The following is an 18535-nucleotide window of genomic DNA, read 5'->3' on the forward strand; positions in this document are numbered from 1 at the left end:
ACCGGCGGCGGAGAAAGGAGTGCCCGTGGCTGTCACGTCACTGCGGGCCACGCGCGTCGGGGCCCGCGCCGGTGCCCGCCGCCGGCCGAGGCGGGAGAACCGGGCGGCCCTCATCATGCTGGCTCCCCTGCTGGGCCTGCTCGGCGTCTTCGTGGTCTGGCCGCTGTTCCACGCGGTCTACATCAGCTTCTTCACCTGGAGTTTCTACGACGCGGCCCTCTTCATCGGGCTCCAGAACTACCTCAACGTGCTCACCGACGAGGAGTTCGTCAACTCGGTGACGCGCGGCCTGCTCTTCTCCGCCATCGTCGTGCCCGTCCAGGTCACGGTCGCGTTCGTCTTCGCCAACCTGGTCAAGACGGTCAGTCGCCGGATGGCCTCCGTCATGAAGGTGACGATCTACGTCCCGGCCGTCATCTCCGAGGTGATCGCGGCCATCGTCTTCTCGCTCATCTACACCCACCGCGGCGGGCTGCTCAACTGGTTCCTCGACTTCTTCGGCATCGAGGCGATCCCCTGGCTCGGCGACACGGCCACCGCGCTGCCGGCGATCGCGGTTCCGGCGATCTGGATCGGCATGGGCGTGGCCTCCCTGATCATGCTGGCCGGCCTGCTCGACATCCCCGAGACCTACTACGAGTGCGCCTCGCTCGACGGAGCCGGCCCGTGGACCAAGATGTTCAGGATCACGCTGCCGCTCATGAAGAACGTCATCCTGTTCCTGCTGGTCACCGGCTTCGCGGCGTCGCTGCAGTTCCTCATCCTGCCGTTGCTGATGACCCAGGGTGGCCCGGTGAACTCCACCAACCTGCCGAACCTGTTCATCCTGCAGCACTTCAACACCGACCTGTACGTCGGCTACTCGATCGCCGCCGCGTTGCTGCTGTTCGGCGTGCTCGGCGCGGTGTCGGCGGTCATCTTCCGGCTGGTCAGATCAGAGAAGGCGATGGACGCATGAGACGCGCTCTCGGCTGGATCCTCCGGTACGGCACGGCCGCGGTCTTCATCGTCGCCGCGCTGTTCCCGCTGACCTGGCTCGCGATGGCCGGATTCAAGGCCAAAACCGAGGTCGTTGCCACCCCGTTCCAGTTCTTCCCCGAGATGTGGCGCTGGGACAACTACGCCCAGTTGCTGGCCGACGAGGCGTTCCTGCACTCGCTGGGAGTGACGCTCGTCGGCGCCACCCTGTTCGCGGCGCTGAGCCTGGTGGTCAACGCGCTGGGCGCCTACGCCTTCGCCCGGCTGGAGTTCGCCTTCAAGCGCACGATCTGGGTCATCGTGCTCACCACGATGTTCATCCCGGGCATCGCGATCATGTTGACCTCCTTCATCGTGGTGACCGAGCTGGGCATGCTGGACAGCATGGCGGTGCTGGTGGTCCCCGGCGCGGCCGCGGCCGTGCAGGTCTTCTTCCTGCGCCAGTTCTTCCTGTCCGTCCCGACGGCGCTGGAAGAGGCCGCCCAGCTCGACGGGGCGGGGCCGTGGCGGATCTTCCGCCACATCTTCATCCCGCTCTCGAAGGGCGCGTTCGTGGTGGTCGGGGCCACCTCGTTCCTGCTGTTCTGGAACTCCTACATCTGGCCGGTGCTGACCATCACCGACCCGGAGCTGTACCCGATCCAGCAGTACCTGGCGACCTTCCGCTCCGAGCGGACCAGCGAGCACGGTCTGCTCATGGCCGGTTCCACGCTGGCCGCCCTGCCCGTCATCGTCCTGTTCCTGATCTTCCAGCGGCACATCATCCGCGGCGTGCGCCTTTCGGGGCTCAAGTGAACGCCGGCTTCAGCAACGCCCGGCCCATCCCGCACGAGGAGGGCAGGCACGTGGCCATGCCCCTGGGCGGGATCGGCACCGGCAATCTCGCGATCTGCGCCGACGGCGGGTTGCGCCAGTGGCAGCTGCAGAACTCCGGCAACCATCGCGGCGTCCTGCCGCACACCTTCTTCGCGCTGCGCGTCAGCACATGGGAGCCGCCCGCGAACGAGCTGTTCGTCCTGCAGGCGCGGGCTCCGGAGGCCCCGGCCACGCCGCTGGTGAACGACGACCACGTGCCCGCCTGGCAGCTCGAACTGCTGCGCGCGCATCAGGGAGTGAGCGGCACGACCTTCCGCGGCATCTATCCCTTCGCCCACCTGGAATATCACGGGCTGCCCGTCGAGGTCGGGCTGGAGGCGTTCAACCCGCTGATCCCGCTCGACGTGGACGACAGCTCGCTCCCGGCCGCGCTCTTCACCTTCACGATCACCAACTCCGGACCGCTGCCCGCGCAGGTGTGGCTGGCGGCAGCCGTACAGAACCCGGTCGGGCACGACGGGACCACCCCGATCGACGGCGTGCGCGCGCTCGGCTACGGCGGCAACAGCAACCGGGTGCGCCGCGCGAGCGGGTGGACCTCGCTGGTCATGGAGAACCCGGTGATCGACCCGGCGGCCCCCGGCGCCGGGCAGGCGGTGCTGACCGTGGACGCGGCCGACGCGGCGGTGCTGCCGCAGTGGACGCATCCCGACGAGTTCCTCGCCTTCCTGGCCGGGCGCGCGGTCTACGGGGACGCGGAGCGGGTACGGCACGCGTCCTGGCAGGCGGACTACCAGGCCAGCGGGCCGCAGCGGGGGTTCGGGCCGAGCCCGGCGGGCCAGACGTGGAACGGCGGCGTGGTCGCTCCGATGGTCCTGCAGCCCGGCGAAACCCGCGACATCCGGCTCTGCCTGGCGTGGTACTTCCCGAACCGCTACGCGGACTTCGTGCCGTTCGGCCCGCCGAATCCGCAGTGGGGGCCGACCAGGTTCTGGCTCGGCAACGCGTACGCCACCCGCTTCGCCGACGCCCTCGACGTGACGGCCCACGTGTGCGACAGATGGACCGAGCTCCGTGACACCTCCCTGCGCTGGGTGGACACCCTCGCCGACAGCAGCCTGCCGCGGACGGCGGTCGAGCATCTGGCCGCGCAGGCGGCGATCCTGCGCAGCCCCTCCTGCTTCCGCGCGGCCGACGGGGCGTTCTTCGGCTTCGAAGGAGTGCTCGGCGCCTCGACCGTGATGTGGTCGGGCGACGTCGGCGGCTCCTGCCCGCTCAACTGCACCCACGTCTGGAACTACGCGCAGGCGGTGGCCAAGCTCTTCCCGTCGCTGGAGCGGAGCATGCGCGCCACCGAGTTCGAGGTCATGCAGGCGCCGGAGGGATACCTGCCGCACCGGGTGATCGCGCCCACCTACCTGCGCCAGCTCTGGGACCTGCCCATCGGAGGCCCGGCCGAGCCCGCGCTCGACGGCATGCTCGGCGCGGTGCTGAAGACCTACCGCGAGGTACGGCACGGCGCCGCGCTGGAGCCGTACTGGCCCGGCGTGAAGCGCCTGCTGGCGCACATCCGGGTGACATGGGACCCCGAGGGCGACGGGCTGCTGCACGGCGTGCAGCCTTCCACGCACGACATCGACCTGTGCGGGCTCAATCCGTTCATGGGCACGCTCTGGCTGGCGGTGCTGCGGGCCGCCGAGGAGATGGCGATCCTGGCCGGGGAGCCGGGTCTGGCCGCGGAGCTGCGCGAGCTGTTCGTCCGGGGCAGCGCCCGCTACGACCAGGCGCTCTTCAACGGTTCGTACTATGTGCAGATTCTGGAGGAAGGCGACTCGGCCGAGTTCCAGTGGCTCGAAGGCTGCCTGGCCGACCAGCTCATCGGCCAATGGTGGGCGCACCAGCTCGGCCTCGGTTACCTGTTGCCTCGCGAGCACGTCGTCTCGGCTCTCCGCGCGATCGTCGGGCACAACCTGCGCAAGGGCTTTCGCGACTTCGACCACCCCTACCGGGTCTTCGCCGACGAGGACGACACCGGGCTGCTCATGTGCACCTGGCCGCTCGGCGGGCGGCCCGCCGTGCCCACCCGCTACTGCGACGAGGTGTGGACCGGCAGTGAGTACCAGGTCGCGGCGCACTGCCTCTGGGAGGGGCTGGAGGACGAGGCGCGGGCGATCCTCGACGGGCTGTGGCGCCGCTACGACGGGACGCGGCGTAACCCCTACAACCAGATCGAGTGCGGCGACCACTACGTGCGCGCCATGGCCGGCTGGTCGGTGCTCGACGCCCTGGCGGGAGCCTCCTATGACGCCGCCGGCATGCGGCTCACCCTGGCGCCTCGCGAGCACGGTCGATGGCCGCTGCTCCTCCCGACGGGATGGGGGACCCTCGTCCGGGACGCCGACGGCGCCCGCGTGGTCGGCGCGCGAGGGGAGCTGAAGATCGACGAGATCGTCAGTCTCTGAGCTGCCTTGTCGAGCACGCGAACGCGGCCCCTGCTCTTGACCGGCAGCCGAGAACGGCCTAAACGCGCGCCTTGAGCGGAACGCCTCGGCGATCTCCGGCTCGGCGCGCAGCGCGCCCACCGCGAGCTGGAACGCTCCCGGGGCGAAGACCGGCCCGTCCGGATCGGTCAGTGCGAAGGCCTGTTCCTCGGTGAGCCAGTAGTTTCCCGTCTCCGGCGCGTACTCCACGTAGCCCCCGGCCGCCTGGCCGCGCAGCCACTCATCGACGTACCGCGGTGCCGTGCCGGTCCGTTCGGCGAGCTCGTGTGGTCGCAGCGGTCCGTCGGCGAGGGCCCGATACAGCCCGAGGCGGTCCCCGATCACGATGTTGCCGGCCGCCATCGTCGCCCCCGAGCACGCGCCCGTGCCGGAACCGCATGCCAGACTGGGAGAAGTGGGCAGGATGATCCTGGAGCGCGAAGATGAGCTGGCCGCGCTGGGCAGCGCCGCCCGCGATGCCGGCGACGGAACCGGCACCGGGGTCCTCATCTCCGGCGAAGCCGGGATCGGGAAGTCGAGCCTGGTCGAGGCCATCCGGCGGGTGCTGCCGGCAGAGGGCCGGCTCCTCGTCGGCTACTGCGACGACCTGGCGACGCCGCGCGTACTCGGACCGTTACGGGATCTGATCGGCAGCGTCGGTACGGCGCTGACCCGGGCACTGGAAAGCGGCGACCGGGGCGAGGTGCTGGAGGCCCTGCGCGACGAGCTCGGCCGGGCTAACCACCCGACGGTGCTCGCCATCGAGGATGTGCACTGGGCCGACGAGGCGACCTTCGACGTGCTGCGGTACCTGGTCCGCCGGGCGGCGCAACTGCCGCTGGTCCTGGTGCTGACCTACCGCGACGACGAGCTGGGCACCGGCCATCCGCTGCGGCAGCTGCTCGGACTGGCCTCTCGGGTGGGGCGGGTGCGCCGGCTGCGCCTGGCCCGGCTCACCGCGGCCGCGGTACGTCGGCTGAGCGCCGCCGCGGACGTCGACGGGGACGTCGATGCGGACGAGGTCTTCGCGATAACCTCCGGCAACCCGTACTTCGTCACCGAGGTGCTGGCCGCCGGCGACGCGACGGCGGTGCCGTTGACGATCGCGGACGCCGTCCAGGCCCGGGTGGCGCATCTCGACCCGGCCACGCTGGAGATCCTCGAACGGCTCGCCGTCGTACCGTCGGCCGTGCGGCGCTGGCTCGTCGAGGCGCTCGTACCGGCGGGCCCGGCCGCACTCGCCCCGGCCGAGCAGCGCGGCCTGCTCGCTGTCACGCCGAGCCGGGTGACCTTCCGCCACGAACTCACCCGCCGCGCGGTGGTGGACTCGATGCCGGCGGCGCGCCGGATGGCGGCGAACCGCAGCGTGCTCGCCGCGCTCCTGTCCAGGCCGGGGACCGACGTGTCCCGGGTGGTGCATCACGCGGCGCAGGCGGGCGACACCGGCATCATCCTCCAATACGGGCCGATTGCCGCCCGGGAGGCGTCTGCGGCCGGGGCGCACCGGGAAGCGGCGGCCCATCTGCGTCTGGTGCTCGACCAGCACCCGATCCTCGAGCCGCGAGCCGAGGCGGAGCTGTGGGAGGGCTTCGCCATCGAGAGCTACACCATCGACGCTCCGGCCGCCGACGCGCTGGCGGCCCAGCGGCGGGCGGTCGAGCTGCGGCGCGGTGACGACCCGCGTGCCTGCGGGGCTTCCTTGCGCTGGCTCTCGCGCATCTGCTGGTGGGCCGGGGATCCGGACGGGGCGAACGCGGCAGCCGACGAGGCGATCGCCGTCCTCACCGCCGCGGGCGACGACGACCTGCTGGCGATGGCGCTCAGCGGCAAGGCGCAGCTGCACGCGCTGGCGGGGCACGACGCCGAGGCCATCGTCGTGGCCGAGCGGGCCATCGCGCTCGGCAGGGACACGCCCGCGACCCTGTCACACGCGCTCAACAATCTCGCCATGGCGCTCTGGCAGATCGGCGACGCGCGCGCACGCTCCACCATGGAGGAGAGCCTGCGGATCGCGCTCGCCGCCGACGAGCCGGAGCACGCCTGCCGGGCCTATGTGAATCTCGTCCTGTACGACCTGGAGCTGCTGCGTCTCGGCGACGCCAGGAGGCTCCTCACCGAGGGCATCGAGTTCGCCGAACGCTCTGATTTCGTGATGTTCTCCCGGTACCTGCAGGTGGCCTTGGGGGCGCTGCATTTCGCGACCGCGGACTGGGACCAGGTCGAGCCGGCCGCGGCGTACGCGCTCGACAGCTCCCCGCCGGTGCGATGCGCCGCGGTGACCCTGATCGGCCGTACCCGCCTGCGCCGCGGCGAGCCCGGCGCGGTGGAGACGCTGCGTGAGGCGTGGCGGATCGCGGTGCCCATGCGCGAGTGCCAGTGGATCGCTCCGGCCGCCGCGGCGCTGGCCGAGGCGGCCATGCTCGGCGGCGACGCCGGTGCCGCCGTCGCCGAGCTGACCGAGGCGTACGAGCTGGCCCGCCGGTTCGGCACGGTCGCCGACCGGGCGGAGCTGGCGTACTGGCTGGGCCGGGCGGGCCGGCCCGTCGGCGGGAACCGACTGGACCATCCGTACGCGCTGCTCGCCGACGGCCGGTGGCGGGAGGCGGCCGAGGCGTGGCGCGCGGCCGGCTGCCGGTACGAGTACGCGGCGGCCCTGGCCGAGAGCCCCGAGACAGACGACCAACTAGCCGCTCTCGCCCTGCTCGACGGGCTCGGGGCCGAGCCGCTGGCCCGGTTGGTCCGGGCGCGCCTGAGGAGCCTCGGTGTGGCCCGGATCCCGCGCGGTCCGGCACCCGCGACCCGGGTCAACCCGGCCGGGCTGACCGAACGCCAGAGCGAGGTCGTCCAGCTCCTCGCCCTGGGCATGACCAACGCCGAGATCGCCGGTCAGCTCGTCCTCTCGGTGCGCACCGTGGACAGTCACGTCGCGGCGGCGCTGGAGAAGCTGGGCGCCCGTACCCGCAAGGAGGCAGTGGCACGGGCCCGCGACCTGGGGATCCTCCAGTGATCGAGCTGACGTGGCGTGGCTGCGCGGGCCACACGTGTCAGCGGTCCTGGCCAAGCTCGGCGTCCGGACCAGGCGGGACGCCGCCCATGGGAAGAGATGGGCAGCCTCCGCAGTGCATCTAGGCATCCGCTACCGACGTCCGCACCTGTCCGCCGGACGCAGACTCGCTGGTGAAAGGGAGCGTGAGCACTTCCAGACAGGAGCAATTCGATGCCCCGAGAGGTCATCTCCACGCCCGAGGCGCCGGAGTACCCCAGCTACAGCCAGGCGGTGAAGGCGGGCGACACGATCTACGTCGCCGGAACGGTCGGAGTCGATGTGGCGACCGGTGAGCTGGCAGGGCCCACCATCCAGGAGCAGACCCGCCAGTCGTTGCTCAACTGCCAGGCAATCCTGCGCGCCGGCGGCGCGGAGCTGAGCGACGCCGTCATGGTCCATACCTTGCTCCTGCGGCCCGCTGACGCCGACGGCGTCAACGAGGTCTTCGACGAGTTCTTCCCGAACGTGCGGCCGCCGCGCTGCGTGAGCAGGCTGGGTGTCGATCGGCCGGGGATTCTGGTGTCGATTGCCATGGTGGCCGTCACAGACTGATCGCCGGGCCCGGCCCCAGCGTTCGCCGCAGCCCCAGGACATCGCCGACCGGCCGGACGCGCCACGGCAAGGCCGCCTTGTGGTGTCCCGCGAGCGCCCCCGAAGAGTGATCCTTTTCCATCGCACGGTCCAGCCCGGAAGTCTATCGGGGGGTTTGACGGGCTGAGGCAGGCCGTGCTGCGGCGATCTTACGATCTCCACTTGTCTTTACGCGGAGGATGTCATGGGTTTCGTCGAACCGGTGCGGTCGCGGCTCGGGCGGATCGGGGTGTGGTTGCATGTGGCAGTTCTGTGGTCGGCCCCCATCGAGGAGCGCGCCCGGCTCGTTCGGAGGATCGAGGCGGCCAGGTATCGATCCCTCCGGATCGGCGAGACGCCCGGCGGCACGGACGTGTTCGCGTAGCTGGGCATCCTGCTGGCCGACACGGATCGACTCGTCTTCGGCACCGGGATCGCGAACGTCTGGGCACGTCCGGCGGTGACCGCCCGCGCCGCCGCCGAGACGTACCCGGACCGGCTCGTGGTCGGACTCGGCGTACGAGGCGGCCATCGCCACTCACGTCAACGCGCATCTCAAGGCGGGGGCCGATCACGTGCTCGTTCATCCGGTCGGGGAGGAGCTGGGCGACGTCGTCGATCACCTGGAACGCCTGGCGCCGGCCCTGCTCGCGTGACGTACGGCCCGCGCTTCCGGCAAGGGCGCGGGCCGTACAAGACAGACGTCAGACGTCCAACTCGAACCGGGCTCGCTGCTGCCATTGATCACATGGCCATGTGCTGCCCCAGCGGGAAGGCGGAGACGGTGTGCCAGGAGCCGGGCTCCAGCGATCCGCTGATGAGCTGGACCGCCTCGACTGCCGCCTGGATCGGCAGGTAAGTGGACACGATGGCGGCGGCCTGATCAAGCAGGTGCTTGGGGGCGTCGTGTCCGATGGTCAGATGCGGCACGGTGTCGGCGTAGGCACCCTCGTAGGGCGGTGTCTCTGGGAAGCGTTGCCACACTGCGGCGGTGAGGCTGCGAAATACGTGGTTCGGTCGCGGAGCAAGCCATGCGACCGATTCACCGAACCAGTCGACGTGGGTGAAAGTGACGTCGAACCGGGGCACGCCCGCGATCGTGCCGGCGAGGGCGGTGAGCACCTGGGGGGTGATCTGCTCAGGTGGGAGGAAAGGGTAGAGCACCGTTACGTGAGCCGGCACTCCCCAAGCAGCCGCCGCGTCGAGCGCCGCCCGAAAGGGGCGACCGCCTCCTCGGCCTCGGGTACGGGAACGATGAGAGCGGTCTGAGTCGGCTTCATGACCTCAGTCTCCAGCCTCCGGGCAAGGTGATCCATTGGATATGTCGCCGAATGAACTGCTGTGCATGTCCTGCGCGCCGCCGACCGGGTTGAACTCGACAGGTAAGGCCTGTATTGCCCTCGCGGGACTGGTAGGCGGTGGTCAGGAGTCGCACGATCGACATATGTCGGATAAGCCACGTATGACCCGTCCCACGCTGGAGGTGATCAGGATCTTCCTCGCTGAACCCGAGCGGGAGCTCTATGGCTTGGAGCTGCGGGCGGCGACTGGACTGGCGAACGGGACACTCTATCCACGACTCGCGCAGCTCGAACAATATGGGTGGCTGGAAAGCCGGTGGGAGTACGCCGAATCGGACGAACGGGCTGGACGCCCGCCCCGCAGGTACTACCGGCTCACCAGGGAGGGTGCCGTGCGCGCCCGCGAGGAAGCCGAACGGGCCGGCCGTGCCCGCCGGAGGGACGGTATCCGCGCCAGCCCCGGAACGCAGGGAGCGTGATCGTGGACACTCTGATCGCACCCCTGCTGAATCAGCTCGCCGATCGCCTGAGCAGCGACGACCTGAGGCTCGTCGAGCTCGCCTACGAACGCGCCGCGGAGCGGCATGAGGGGCGGTGCCGGTACAGCGGCGACCCCTACATCACCCATCCCGTCGAAGTCGCGTCGCTGGTCGCGGCGGCAAGCGACGACACCGCGACGATATGCGCAGCCCTACTACATGACGTCGTCAACGACGGGCCGGGCTACGACCTCGGCCTTCTCGGCGCCGAGTTCGGCCCCGAGATCAGGGGACTCGTGGCGGGCGTCACCGCTCTGGACCAAGAAGGTCCGGTACCGGCCGACGACCGGATCGTGCTCCTCAAACTCTTCCACCGCCTGCACAACATGCGGACGATCGAGCACCTGGCACCGGACAAGCAGCGCCTGAAGTCCCTCGCCCACGCCCGGCTCGCCCCAGGACCAGGCTTCACCGCGGTGCGCGCGGCGTCCTTGATCCTGCCCGCGTCGGCCCGGAGACGCTACCTCCACGAGTGGTCGGCCGAGCTTGCAGCACTGCCCACCGGCCGCCGTGCCTACATCCTCGAATTGCTCCGTGGCGTTGCTTCAGCGTCCGCGCAGGATCGCCACGCCGTCGCCCGACAGCTCGTCGTGGTAGCTGCCGCGCCCGGTCATCGCCATGGTCAGTGCCAGCGTCGACCCGGTCACCGAAGGCCCGGAGCCGCGGGCGAACGGCCCGTCGTCGGCGGCCAGCCGCAGGCCGCGCACCCGCCCCTTGGCCAGGACGACCTGGTCGGAGCCCACGTAGTACTCGGCCAGGCGGGTGAGCGTGGCGATCGGGTAGTCGCGGCGGATGCCCAGGGGACGGCGGATGTCCTCGCCGTGGACCACCGTCTCGCCCAGCATGGCCACCACGGGCAGTGGCGGCTTGGTCCTGCTCGTCACGGCCCCGCGGAACCTCTCCAGCGTCTCGGCCGGCGACGCCCCCAGCTGCTCGGCCAGCCGCATCACCACCTGCCGGTCGAAGTCGAACCGGCAGCGCACCACGCCCGCCAGCCACCGCACGGCGTTGAGGCGGGCGGCCGCGGTCAGGTGGGCCAGCACCTCGCGCACGGTCAGGCCCTGGCAGAGGGACGGCGTCGCCCACTGCCCGTCCGTCAGCGTCGCGAGATCGGCGGCCAGGGCCGCCCGCTCGGCGTGGATCAGCGCCCAAAGCCCGGAATCTGTCATGTCAGAGCACCTCCTGTCGTTGACAGTAGGACTGCGGCCATGATGCAGAATCGTCGCCTGTGACGGAAAACACCGATCTGGCGCAGGCCCGAGCCGGGAACGACGCGGCGTTCACCCGCCTCGTCCAGCCGCTCCAGCGCGAGCTGCACGCCCACTGCTACCGCATGCTCGGCTCCGTACACGACGCCGACGACGCCCTGCAGGAGGCGCTCCTCCGGGCCTGGCGCGGCCTGCCCCGCTTCGAGGGCCGCTCGACCCTGCGTTCCTGGCTCTACACGGTGGCCACCAGGACGTGCCTGGACCTGGTGAAGACCCGCGACAGGCGCGCCCTGCCCGTCGACCTCGGCCCGTCGAGCGACCACGCGGTGCTCGACGCCGCTCCGGTGACCGAGCAGCCCTGGCTGGGCCCGTACCACGACGTCGGGCTGGACTACGAGCAGCGTGAGGCCGTCGAGCTCGCCTTCGTCGCGGCCCTGCAGCACCTGCCGGGCAACCAGCGTGCCGCCCTGCTGCTGTTCGACGTGCTGGGATTCTCGGCCGCCGAGATCGCCGCCATGATGGACGCCTCCACCACCTCCGTGAACTCCGCCCTGGCCCGAGCTCGCAGGGGCGTCGCCGACCGGGTCCCCGGCCCCAGCCAGCAGCGGACCCTGCGGACCCTCGGCGACGCCCGCGTCCGGGAGCTGGTCACGGGCTTCGCCACCGCGCTCGAGCGCGGCGACGCCGACGCTCTGGTGGCGCTGCTCACCGCCGACGTGACCTGGTCGATGCCGCCTCTGGCGCAGTGGTACGGCGGGCTGCCCGCGGTCACCGAGTTCGCGGTCGAGGTTCCGCTGACCCGGTGTCCCAGCTGGCGTCACTTGTCCACCACCGCCAACGGCCAGCCCGCCGTGGCCTTCTACCTGGGCGGATCCGCCGAAGGGCCGCACGAGGCGTGGTCGATCACGGTGTTCGGGCTGCGCGGGGAGCTCATCGCCGAGATCACCTCGTTCCTCGGCCCCGGCCACTTCCCGGCCTTCGGCCTGCCCTCCGAGCTCCCCTGATCACGGCGGCCTGCGCCGGCCGCATGACTGCGAAGCGGGCCGAGAGCGTCGGCCGCTGGCGACAGCGACAAGCCGCCTCCCGGCCCGAGATGCTGCGCACCTCTTCATGAACGCATATCGGGCTTTGTGGCAATACAGGAGCGTGCGTACATGGATGAGCTGGATCGCCGTCGTACCGTTCGCCGGGTGGGCGCTGGTGCGGCTGAGCGGGTTCGAGCCGGACTGGCCATGGGTACCGGTGGTGGCCTACACGCCCTACGCGGCGGCCGGGGCGGTGGTGAGCGGGGCGCTGGCGTGGGTGCTGAGACGGCGGGCGGCGGGCATGGTGGGGGTCGCGGCCGTGGTGGCGCTGGGGCTCGCCGTCGTGCCCCGGGCCTTCGCCGACGGCAATCCGGCCGCGGAAGGACCGGTGTTGCGGGTACTGGCGGCCAACCTGATGGTGGGCCAGGCGGACACATCCCAGCTGATGGCCCTGGTCGATGAGGTGCGGCCGGACGTGCTGACGTTGCAGGAGCTCACGCCGGACTCGATGCGGCGGCTGGAGGAGGCGGGCCTGCGAGCAACGTTGCCGCATGCCGTCACGCGGCCGTCGCCGGGGGTCGGCGGGTCCGCCGTGTACGCGCGGCATCCGCTGACGGCCGGCGAGACGATCAAGGTGGGCGCGTTCGGGCAGGCCAGGGCGTGGCTCGCGCATCCCGGCGGGGCCCGCGTGGAGATCGTCTCCGTGCACCCGTGCGCGCCCAGCCGGACCGGCCGGCAACCGTGCTGGCAGGGCGGTCTCGACGCGCTGCCGCGCGGCGGCGGGGAGTTGCGCCTGCTGGCGGGGGACTTCAACGCCACGCTCGACCACCTGCCGATGCGTGAGCTGCTGGCGTCCGGCTATCGGGACGCGGCCGACGTCATGGGGCGCGGATTCACGGCGACCTGGCCGCAGGCGCTAGGCCGCACGTTGCGGGAGCCCGGCGTGACGATCGACCACGTGCTGGCGGATTCGCGGATGGCCGTGCGGGACTTCCGCGTGCTGGACCTGCGGCACACCGATCATCGGCCGGTGTTCGCCGAGGTCAGGCTCCCGTGATGGGGACACTGGGCCCCGTCGTCCACTGTGCCGCGGTCAGCGCGGTTGGCGTAGTCCTGCGATGAGGAGGCCGACCAGCCGCCGCGCGTCGTAGCGGGGATCGTTGTCCGCGCCGATGCAGAGGTTCCCGACGCCGCGCATGAGTTCGAGCGCGTTGAGGTCCGAGCGGATCTCGCCGGAGGCGGCGGCAGCGTCGAGGAGTCGGGTGCACACGGGCAGGAGGCGGTCGATGAAGTAGGCGTGCAAGGTGTCGAAGCCGGCGTTGTCGGATTGCAGCACGGCGGCGAGTCCGTGCTTGGTGACCAGGAAGTCGACGAAGAGGTCGATCCATCGCCCCAGTGCGGCGTAAGGACTCGCGACGCTCGCCAGCAGGGCTGGACCGGCCTCGGCGCAGGCCTCGACCTGGTGCCGGTAGACGGCGATGATCAGATCTGCTCGGGTCGGGAAGTGGCGGTAGATCGTGGCCACCCCGACTCCCGCCCTGGCCGCGATGTCGCGCACCGGCGCCTCGACGCCCGAGGTCACGAAGACGGCGGCGGCGGCGTCGAGCAGCGTCCTCTCGTTGCGCCGGGCGTCGGCCCGCTTACGCGGGGCAGCACGCCCCACGCCTCCGTCGTCGTTCACTGCGCGCTTCCCTTCCATGCCGACTTGCGAAACGGAACAACGTTCCCTATTGTAATGGGAACCAGATTCCGTTTACCCATGATGCCAGAGCGCCGGTCGACGGCCAAGCTGCACGTCGCCTCCACGTTCACGCATCGCACCGGCGTGCGGTCAGCCGTGATGAGCGCCGGAAATCGTACATTCGGAAACCCGTTCCGTTTACCTCTTTGGCGGCGCCCCAGTCGGCGCGGCCGGTGTCGAAAGGACCAACGCCCCAATGCCGCACGCCACCCGGCCCCGCTTCGGGACCATGACCGCCCCGTCACAGGTCGACTACCACGACGTCCTGCGGGTCTGGCGCGAGGCAGACATGATCCCGGAGATCGAACACGCGTGGCTGTTCGATCACCTCCTGCCCATTTTCGGCAACCCCAAGCCCGTCCAGCGCCCCCACCCGCCGATCCTCATCGGCGGATGCTCGTCCGCGACGCTGCGCGTGGTCGCCGAGCACGCCGACCTGTGGAACATTCCCGGCGGCGACATCGACGACGTCGTCAGCCGCAGCGCGCTGCTGGACCGCTACTGCACCGAGATCGGCCGGGACCCCGCCTCGATCATCCGCTCGATCCACCTGCCCGTCTCCTACGACCAGCCCGGCACCACCCGGGACGCGATCGGCGAAGCGATCGACGCCGGCTTCCGGCACATCGTCCTCGGGCTGTCGGCGCCCTACCCCGCAGGCGTCGCACGGTGGGTCACCGACGAGCTCATCACCGAAAATCGCTGAAGGAGAATCCATTCATGATCGAAACAGACAAGGCGATCACGGACCTGGCCGTCAGTGCGCCCACTCCGGTCGTCTCGGTGCAGCCGGTCATCCTGCCCGCCCCGGGCCGCGGCGACGATCTCCAGGTCCGCGTGTCCGCCCCGGCGACCGGCAGCGACCTGCCCATCATCGTCTTCTCGCACGGCTTCGGCTCGTCGATGAACGGCTACGCCCCGCTGGCGGACCACTGGGCCGCTCAAGGCTTCGTGGTCCTGCAGCCCACCCACCTCGACTCCAGAACGCTCGGCCTCCCGCCCGAGGACCCTCGTACGCCGCAGATCTGGCGCATCCGCATCGAGGACCTCAAGCGCGTCCTGGACAGGCTCGACATTCTGGAAGCCTCCGCGCCGGGCCTCGGCGGGCGCCTCGACCGCGGCCGCATCGCCGTGGCCGGCCACTCCTGGGGAGCCCAGAGCGCGAGCGCGCTGCTGGGCGCGCGCGTCCTGGACGCCGACGGCGTTCCCGGCGAGGACATGTCCGACCCCCGCGTCAAGGCGGGCGTGCTGCTCGCCCTGACCGGCCTGGGCGACGATCTGACCCCCTTCGCGGCCGGGCATTTCCCCTTCATGAAGCCGTTCTTCGACAACATGACCACCCCGGCTCTCATCGTCGCGGGGGACCACGACCAGTCCGCGCTGTCGACCCGTGGGCCGGACTGGTTCACGGACCCCTACGTCTACAGTCCCGGGAGCAAGAGCCTGCTCACGCTGTTCGGGGCAGAGCACTCGCTCGGCGGCATCCCCGGGTACGAGGCCGCCGAAACCACGGACGAGGACCCCGCACGCGTCGCGCTGATCCAGCGGCTCACCTCCGCCTTCCTGCGCAGCGCCCTCTACTCCGAAGACGCCGGCTGGAAGACGGCGGCCACCGCACTGGAAGAGGACCCCAGCCCACTGGGGAAGCTGCAGAGCAAGTAAGCCGGCCTCGCCAGGACCCGAGCCCCCGCTCCGCACATGCGCCCTTGCAGCCATCTAGCGAAGCGACCGGAGGCCCGCGCGAACCTCCTGTACGAAGAGGTCCGGCTGCTCCCACGCGGGGAAGTGTCCGCCCTTGTCGAGCTTGTTGTAGTGGATCAGGTTCGGGTACGCCCGCTCCGCCCACGCGACCGCGATGCCTCGGGGGCGTCGCCGTCCTGCGCAATCGTGGATGGCCGGCGAGGCGGGGTCGCTGACGAGTGCTGGACAACGCGGCCAGCCGGGACGTCGGGCGCTTGTCCGTCGCGTTCGGACTACGGGAGGGCGACGCGCTGAATCGGTTCCTCGTAGGCCTGGCCATGCTCGGTCTGCTGGCCGGCGCCGCGGAGGAGCAGCCGCTGGCTGTGACTTGGATTTCTTGACGGCGTGATTCTTTGAAAGCTTTCCGTCGTGATTTTCGATCTTGTCTCTCGGGGGAGGGGAGATGAGTGCGTGAAGGCCGTTGCCCGGCGGGGCAACGGCCTTCACCGTTCCGATGCGGGTGGAGGTGTTGTGACCCGCAAGCGATGACCGTCACAAGGATGTGGTTTGCACAGCGATCTCCTTGGCGGGGTCCTGGTCGGCCGGGTCGGCTTGCGGGCGCGCGCTGCGCAGTGCGGTCTCGACGCGGCGATTGCTGGTCATGGTCGCGGTGACGGCGGTCATGGTGAGGAGGAGGCCGGCGGCGGCGTAGAGCGGGGTGCGCAGGTCGTAGGTGGTGGCCAGCCAGCCGCCGAGGAAGGCGCCGAACGGGGCGGCGCACATGGCGAGCATGCGGGAGGTGGAGGCGACGCGGCCCATCAGGTGGGCCGGGACGATGGCCTGTCGGAGAGAGGGGCCGAGCACCATCGTGGCGCCCATGCCCGCCCCGCAGACGGCGAGCGCGAGCCCGGCCACGTACGGGTTCGGGGCGGAGGCGAGCCCCAGAATGGCGAGGCCCTCGATTGCGGCGGTGCAGGTCAGCGCAGTGCCGGTGCCCAGGCGCCGGCCGAGGAAGGAGGCGATGCCCGCGCCGAGCAGGCCGCCGGTGGCCTCGGCGGTGAGGAGCAGGCCGAAGCCGAAGGCGCCGACGCCGAGATGTTCGCGGGCGAACAGGGCCAGGACGGTCTCCACGGCGAGGAAAGCGACGTTCCCGACCGCCGGACGGAGCGCGAGCCCGAGCAGCAGCCGGTCCTGGAAGACGTAGGAGGCCCCGGCCCGCGCCTGCCGGAGCAGCGACTCGCGGGCGCCTGCGGCCGGGCGCGGCACGGCGGGCAGCGACCGGACGAGCAGTGCGGACAGCGCGAACGACGCCGCGTCGGCGAGCAGCGGAACCGAACGTCCGAGCGCGAGCAGCGCACTGCCTACAGGTGGCCCGGCGAAGCCGGACGCTGCGGTCTGGGCGCCGCGCAGGCGAGCGTTGGCGCGTTCCAGCTGGGCGGGGTCGCGGCCGAGCAGATCCGGCAGGTACGCCGTGGCGGCCGTGTCGAAGAACAGCCCTCCGAGGGCGAGCAGGAACGCGAGGGCCGCCAGCAGCGGGATGCTCAGCACGTCGAGCGCCGCCGCCGCAGCGGGTATGGCGAGCAGCGCCGCACGCGCGGCGTCCGTGACCCACATCGTGCGGCGGCGGTCCCAGCGGTCCACCAGAGCACCGCCGAGCACTCCGAACAGCAGCCAGGGCAGCGTCCCGGCGGCCGTGACGACGGCCAGCGCCATCGGATCCCGGGTCAACGTCAATGCCAGCAGCGGCAGTGCGGCATGCGTCACGCCGTCACCGAGCGAGGACACCGTCTGCGCGGTCCACAGTCGCCCGAACCCGGCCGGCAGCTTCACCACGTCGTTCGTCAGTTTTTGGGTCATTTGGCGTCTCCCTCGACCTGCTGGCGCGGAGCCGGCCGGAATAGCGCGAAGACCAGCGACACGTCGGGAAGCGATGGATCAGACAGCGTCCGGTACTCATCCGCCAGTGCCTGCAGGCGCGCCCCCAGCTCCGTGAACTGCTCCTCGGTGAGTCGCAGATGCGCCATTCGTACGTGCCTCTCGCCATCCATCGGCGACGACTCCAGGTCCGCCACCGCATTCCGCAGCAGCACGTCCGGCTGCCCCGGCCCTGGATCCGGCAGCTCGATCGACCGCGCGGCCATCGCGTAGTACCGCTCGGTGACCCCTCTCACTTTCCGCGTCCGCACCACCTTCACCAGGCCGGCCCGCTCCAGTAGCCGCACGTGATAGCTGGAGCTCCCCTTCGCAAGGCCCACCCGCTGGGCGATCTGCGTGATCGTCGCCGGCTCGAAGCGGAGCACGGCCATGATCCGGTGACGCGTGAGATTAGAGACGGCGCGTAGTTGCTCGTCAGTGGTGACGTGAAACGTCTCGGGGAGATCATCGGTAGGCATGCGGACAATGGTCAACGACTCTTGACCATTGCGCAAGGGGTTGAGGCCTAGCAATATGGCGCTGATCTAACGGATCTACCCCCGAGCCGTGCTGACGCCCGGCTGTTCGAGGGCTTGCGCGGTGTTCGTAGAGGGATCCCGCGCTGAGGCCCAGGCCGAGCGCATCGGGCAGCCGATCCGGAGGCTGCGGCTCGATGAGGGGCAAGATCCACGACGCGACGGTCAACCCCAGCGCGACGACCACGTCCACCAGCTGCGAATGCCGACGAGCCAGGACCACCAACCGTGCGGGCACCTGCGCATGCTAGGCGCTCACCGCATTGATCACATCAGCCGCGAAGCCGGCCTTCGCTACGCGTTCCGACGGATCGGTGGGACCTCCTCAGGCGTCGCACGCTTGATCACCTCAGCGCCGGCGCTTGTCAATCCGTTGGAAAGCAGAACCGAAGATCAGCGCCGCCTCCGATGCGGGCTGCCCCTCTCCCGATCAACGATTGCTGAGTGCACCGGACCCCACGGAGGTTTCATGAGAGTCAAACGCGTTCTAGTCGTCCTGGTGACAGCCATGGCCACCCTGGCCCCTGCGGCCGACGCGCAGGCCGCCGATCTATCGTGCGGGCGCAACCTGTGGCCGTACAGCTTCCCCGGAACCAACGACTGGGTGGCCAAGAGGTCGGGCCCGAGCGGCTACGGCTGGGTCCACCTGTACCGCAAGATCACCAACCAATACGGCTGGATCTACTGGGTGTGGGGTGACC

17 protein-coding genes and 3 pseudogenes are annotated in these 18535 nt (G+C 70.5%); 13 read left to right on the top strand and 7 right to left on the bottom strand.

The genetic code is table 11. From position 1 onward, the window contains the following. Positions 1-25 precede the first annotated feature (25 nt). The 3 genes from V5E28_RS44440 to V5E28_RS44450 are packed head-to-tail and all read left to right on the top strand — an operon-like array spanning position 26 to position 4256. Entirely contained in the window at positions 26-958 is a 933-nt protein-coding gene (locus V5E28_RS44440; RefSeq protein WP_336216207.1) for a carbohydrate ABC transporter permease, read from the top strand. Beyond that, positions 955-1773: a carbohydrate ABC transporter permease gene (locus V5E28_RS44445; protein WP_336216208.1), complete on the top strand. Its 819-nt coding sequence runs from the start codon at positions 955-957 to the stop codon at positions 1771-1773. Before V5E28_RS44440 ends, V5E28_RS44445 begins: the two co-directional genes overlap by 4 nt. Further along, a complete protein-coding gene (locus tag V5E28_RS44450; RefSeq protein WP_336216209.1) occupies positions 1770-4256 on the top strand; it encodes a GH116 family glycosyl-hydrolase in 2487 nt (828 codons plus the stop codon). Before V5E28_RS44445 ends, V5E28_RS44450 begins: the two co-directional genes overlap by 4 nt. A 177-nt stretch (positions 4257-4433) precedes the next feature. On the opposite strand, the pseudogene V5E28_RS44455 reads toward V5E28_RS44450, so the two are convergent. Next, positions 4434-4784, bottom strand: a pseudogene (locus V5E28_RS44455) (hypothetical protein); the annotation flags it as partial. Here V5E28_RS44455 and V5E28_RS44460 point away from each other — a divergent pair. The 3 genes from V5E28_RS44460 (at position 4699) to V5E28_RS44470 (ending at position 8275) form a co-directional block, all read left to right on the top strand. Further along, positions 4699-7281: an AAA family ATPase gene (locus V5E28_RS44460; RefSeq protein WP_336216229.1), complete on the top strand. Its 2583-nt coding sequence runs from the start codon at positions 4699-4701 to the stop codon at positions 7279-7281. The pseudogene V5E28_RS44455 and the gene V5E28_RS44460 sit on opposite strands and share 86 nt — an antisense overlap. A gap of 210 nt (positions 7282-7491) precedes the next feature. Continuing rightward, a complete protein-coding gene (locus V5E28_RS44465; RefSeq protein ID WP_336216210.1) occupies positions 7492-7872 on the top strand; it encodes a RidA family protein in 381 nt (126 codons plus the stop codon). Between the two features lie 223 nt (positions 7873-8095). Then, positions 8096-8275 (top strand): hypothetical protein, encoded by a 180-nt coding sequence (locus tag V5E28_RS44470; RefSeq protein WP_336216211.1) that lies wholly within the window; start codon positions 8096-8098, stop codon positions 8273-8275. A gap of 359 nt (positions 8276-8634) precedes the next feature. Here V5E28_RS44470 and V5E28_RS44475 read toward each other — a convergent pair. Continuing rightward, positions 8635-9084: pseudogene (locus V5E28_RS44475) on the bottom strand (2'-5' RNA ligase family protein); the annotation flags it as partial. A gap of 268 nt (positions 9085-9352) precedes the next feature. On the opposite strand from V5E28_RS44475, the gene V5E28_RS44480 reads away from it, so the two are divergent. Then, positions 9353-9670: a PadR family transcriptional regulator gene (locus V5E28_RS44480; RefSeq protein WP_336216212.1), complete on the top strand. Its 318-nt coding sequence runs from the start codon at positions 9353-9355 to the stop codon at positions 9668-9670. Between the two features lie 2 nt (positions 9671-9672). Then, positions 9673-9999, top strand: a pseudogene (locus V5E28_RS49870) (HD domain-containing protein); the annotation flags it as partial. Here V5E28_RS49870 and V5E28_RS44485 read toward each other — a convergent pair. Together V5E28_RS44485 and V5E28_RS44490 are read right to left on the bottom strand one after the other, a co-directional pair. Beyond that, the gene (locus tag V5E28_RS44485; protein WP_336216213.1) at positions 9886-10113 is read right to left on the bottom strand and encodes a hypothetical protein; all 228 of its coding nucleotides are present in this window, start codon (positions 10111-10113) and stop codon (positions 9886-9888) included. The pseudogene V5E28_RS49870 and the gene V5E28_RS44485 sit on opposite strands and share 114 nt — an antisense overlap. 162 nt (positions 10114-10275) lie before the next feature. Next, entirely contained in the window at positions 10276-10899 is a 624-nt protein-coding gene (locus V5E28_RS44490) for a maleylpyruvate isomerase family mycothiol-dependent enzyme (protein ID WP_336216214.1), read from the bottom strand. Positions 10900-10958: 59 nt separating this feature from the next. On the opposite strand from V5E28_RS44490, the gene V5E28_RS44495 reads away from it, so the two are divergent. Further along, positions 10959-11942 carry a sigma-70 family RNA polymerase sigma factor gene (locus tag V5E28_RS44495; RefSeq protein ID WP_336216215.1) on the top strand — a complete coding sequence of 328 codons (984 nt, stop codon included), beginning with the start codon at positions 10959-10961 and terminating at the stop codon, positions 11940-11942. 154 nt (positions 11943-12096) lie between these two features. After that, a complete protein-coding gene (locus V5E28_RS44500; protein ID WP_336216217.1) occupies positions 12097-13020 on the top strand; it encodes an endonuclease/exonuclease/phosphatase family protein in 924 nt (307 codons plus the stop codon). A gap of 36 nt (positions 13021-13056) precedes the next feature. On the opposite strand, the gene V5E28_RS44505 is transcribed toward V5E28_RS44500, so the two are convergent. Next, positions 13057-13644 (bottom strand): TetR/AcrR family transcriptional regulator, encoded by a 588-nt coding sequence (locus V5E28_RS44505; RefSeq protein ID WP_336216218.1) that lies wholly within the window; start codon positions 13642-13644, stop codon positions 13057-13059. 256 nt (positions 13645-13900) lie between these two features. On the opposite strand from V5E28_RS44505, the gene V5E28_RS44510 reads away from it, so the two are divergent. Then, a complete protein-coding gene (locus tag V5E28_RS44510) occupies positions 13901-14410 on the top strand; it encodes an LLM class flavin-dependent oxidoreductase (RefSeq protein ID WP_336216220.1) in 510 nt (169 codons plus the stop codon). A gap of 14 nt (positions 14411-14424) precedes the next feature. Next, on the top strand, positions 14425-15366 hold the full coding sequence (locus V5E28_RS44515; protein WP_336216222.1) for an alpha/beta hydrolase family protein: 942 nt from the start codon (positions 14425-14427) through the stop codon (positions 15364-15366). A 570-nt stretch (positions 15367-15936) separates the two neighbouring features. Here the strand turns inward: V5E28_RS44515 and V5E28_RS44520 are convergent. Both V5E28_RS44520 and V5E28_RS44525 read right to left on the bottom strand, forming a co-directional pair. Further along, on the bottom strand, positions 15937-17241 hold the full coding sequence (locus V5E28_RS44520) for an MFS transporter (RefSeq protein WP_336216223.1): 1305 nt from the start codon (positions 17239-17241) through the stop codon (positions 15937-15939). Further along, a complete protein-coding gene (locus V5E28_RS44525) occupies positions 17238-17792 on the bottom strand; it encodes an ArsR/SmtB family transcription factor (protein WP_336216225.1) in 555 nt (184 codons plus the stop codon). Before V5E28_RS44525 ends, V5E28_RS44520 begins: the two co-directional genes overlap by 4 nt. A gap of 511 nt (positions 17793-18303) precedes the next feature. On the opposite strand from V5E28_RS44525, the gene V5E28_RS44530 reads away from it, so the two are divergent. Further along, positions 18304-18535, top strand: a 232-nt coding sequence (locus V5E28_RS44530; RefSeq protein WP_336216226.1) for a hypothetical protein, incomplete at its 3' end; no start/stop codon positions are given.

Source organism: Nonomuraea sp. LPB2021202275-12-8 (assembly GCF_037044575.1).
Taxonomy (GTDB): domain Bacteria; phylum Actinomycetota; class Actinomycetes; order Streptosporangiales; family Streptosporangiaceae; genus Nonomuraea.

Coding starts and splice junctions, on each gene's coding strand:
- V5E28_RS44445 (WP_336216208.1), top strand. CDS start 955: ATGAGACGCGCTCTCGGCTGGATCCTCCGGTACGGCACGGCCGCGGTC.
- V5E28_RS44460 (WP_336216229.1), top strand. CDS start 4,699: ATGATCCTGGAGCGCGAAGATGAGCTGGCCGCGCTGGGCAGCGCCGCC.
- V5E28_RS44465 (WP_336216210.1), top strand. CDS start 7,492: ATGCCCCGAGAGGTCATCTCCACGCCCGAGGCGCCGGAGTACCCCAGC.
- V5E28_RS44470 (WP_336216211.1), top strand. CDS start 8,096: ATGGGTTTCGTCGAACCGGTGCGGTCGCGGCTCGGGCGGATCGGGGTG.
- V5E28_RS44480 (WP_336216212.1), top strand. CDS start 9,353: ATGACCCGTCCCACGCTGGAGGTGATCAGGATCTTCCTCGCTGAACCC.
- V5E28_RS44490 (WP_336216214.1), bottom strand. CDS start 10,899: ATGACAGATTCCGGGCTTTGGGCGCTGATCCACGCCGAGCGGGCGGCC.
- V5E28_RS44500 (WP_336216217.1), top strand. CDS start 12,097: ATGAGCTGGATCGCCGTCGTACCGTTCGCCGGGTGGGCGCTGGTGCGG.
- V5E28_RS44510 (WP_336216220.1), top strand. CDS start 13,901: ATGCCGCACGCCACCCGGCCCCGCTTCGGGACCATGACCGCCCCGTCA.
- V5E28_RS44515 (WP_336216222.1), top strand. CDS start 14,425: ATGATCGAAACAGACAAGGCGATCACGGACCTGGCCGTCAGTGCGCCC.
- V5E28_RS44520 (WP_336216223.1), bottom strand. CDS start 17,241: ATGACCCAAAAACTGACGAACGACGTGGTGAAGCTGCCGGCCGGGTTC.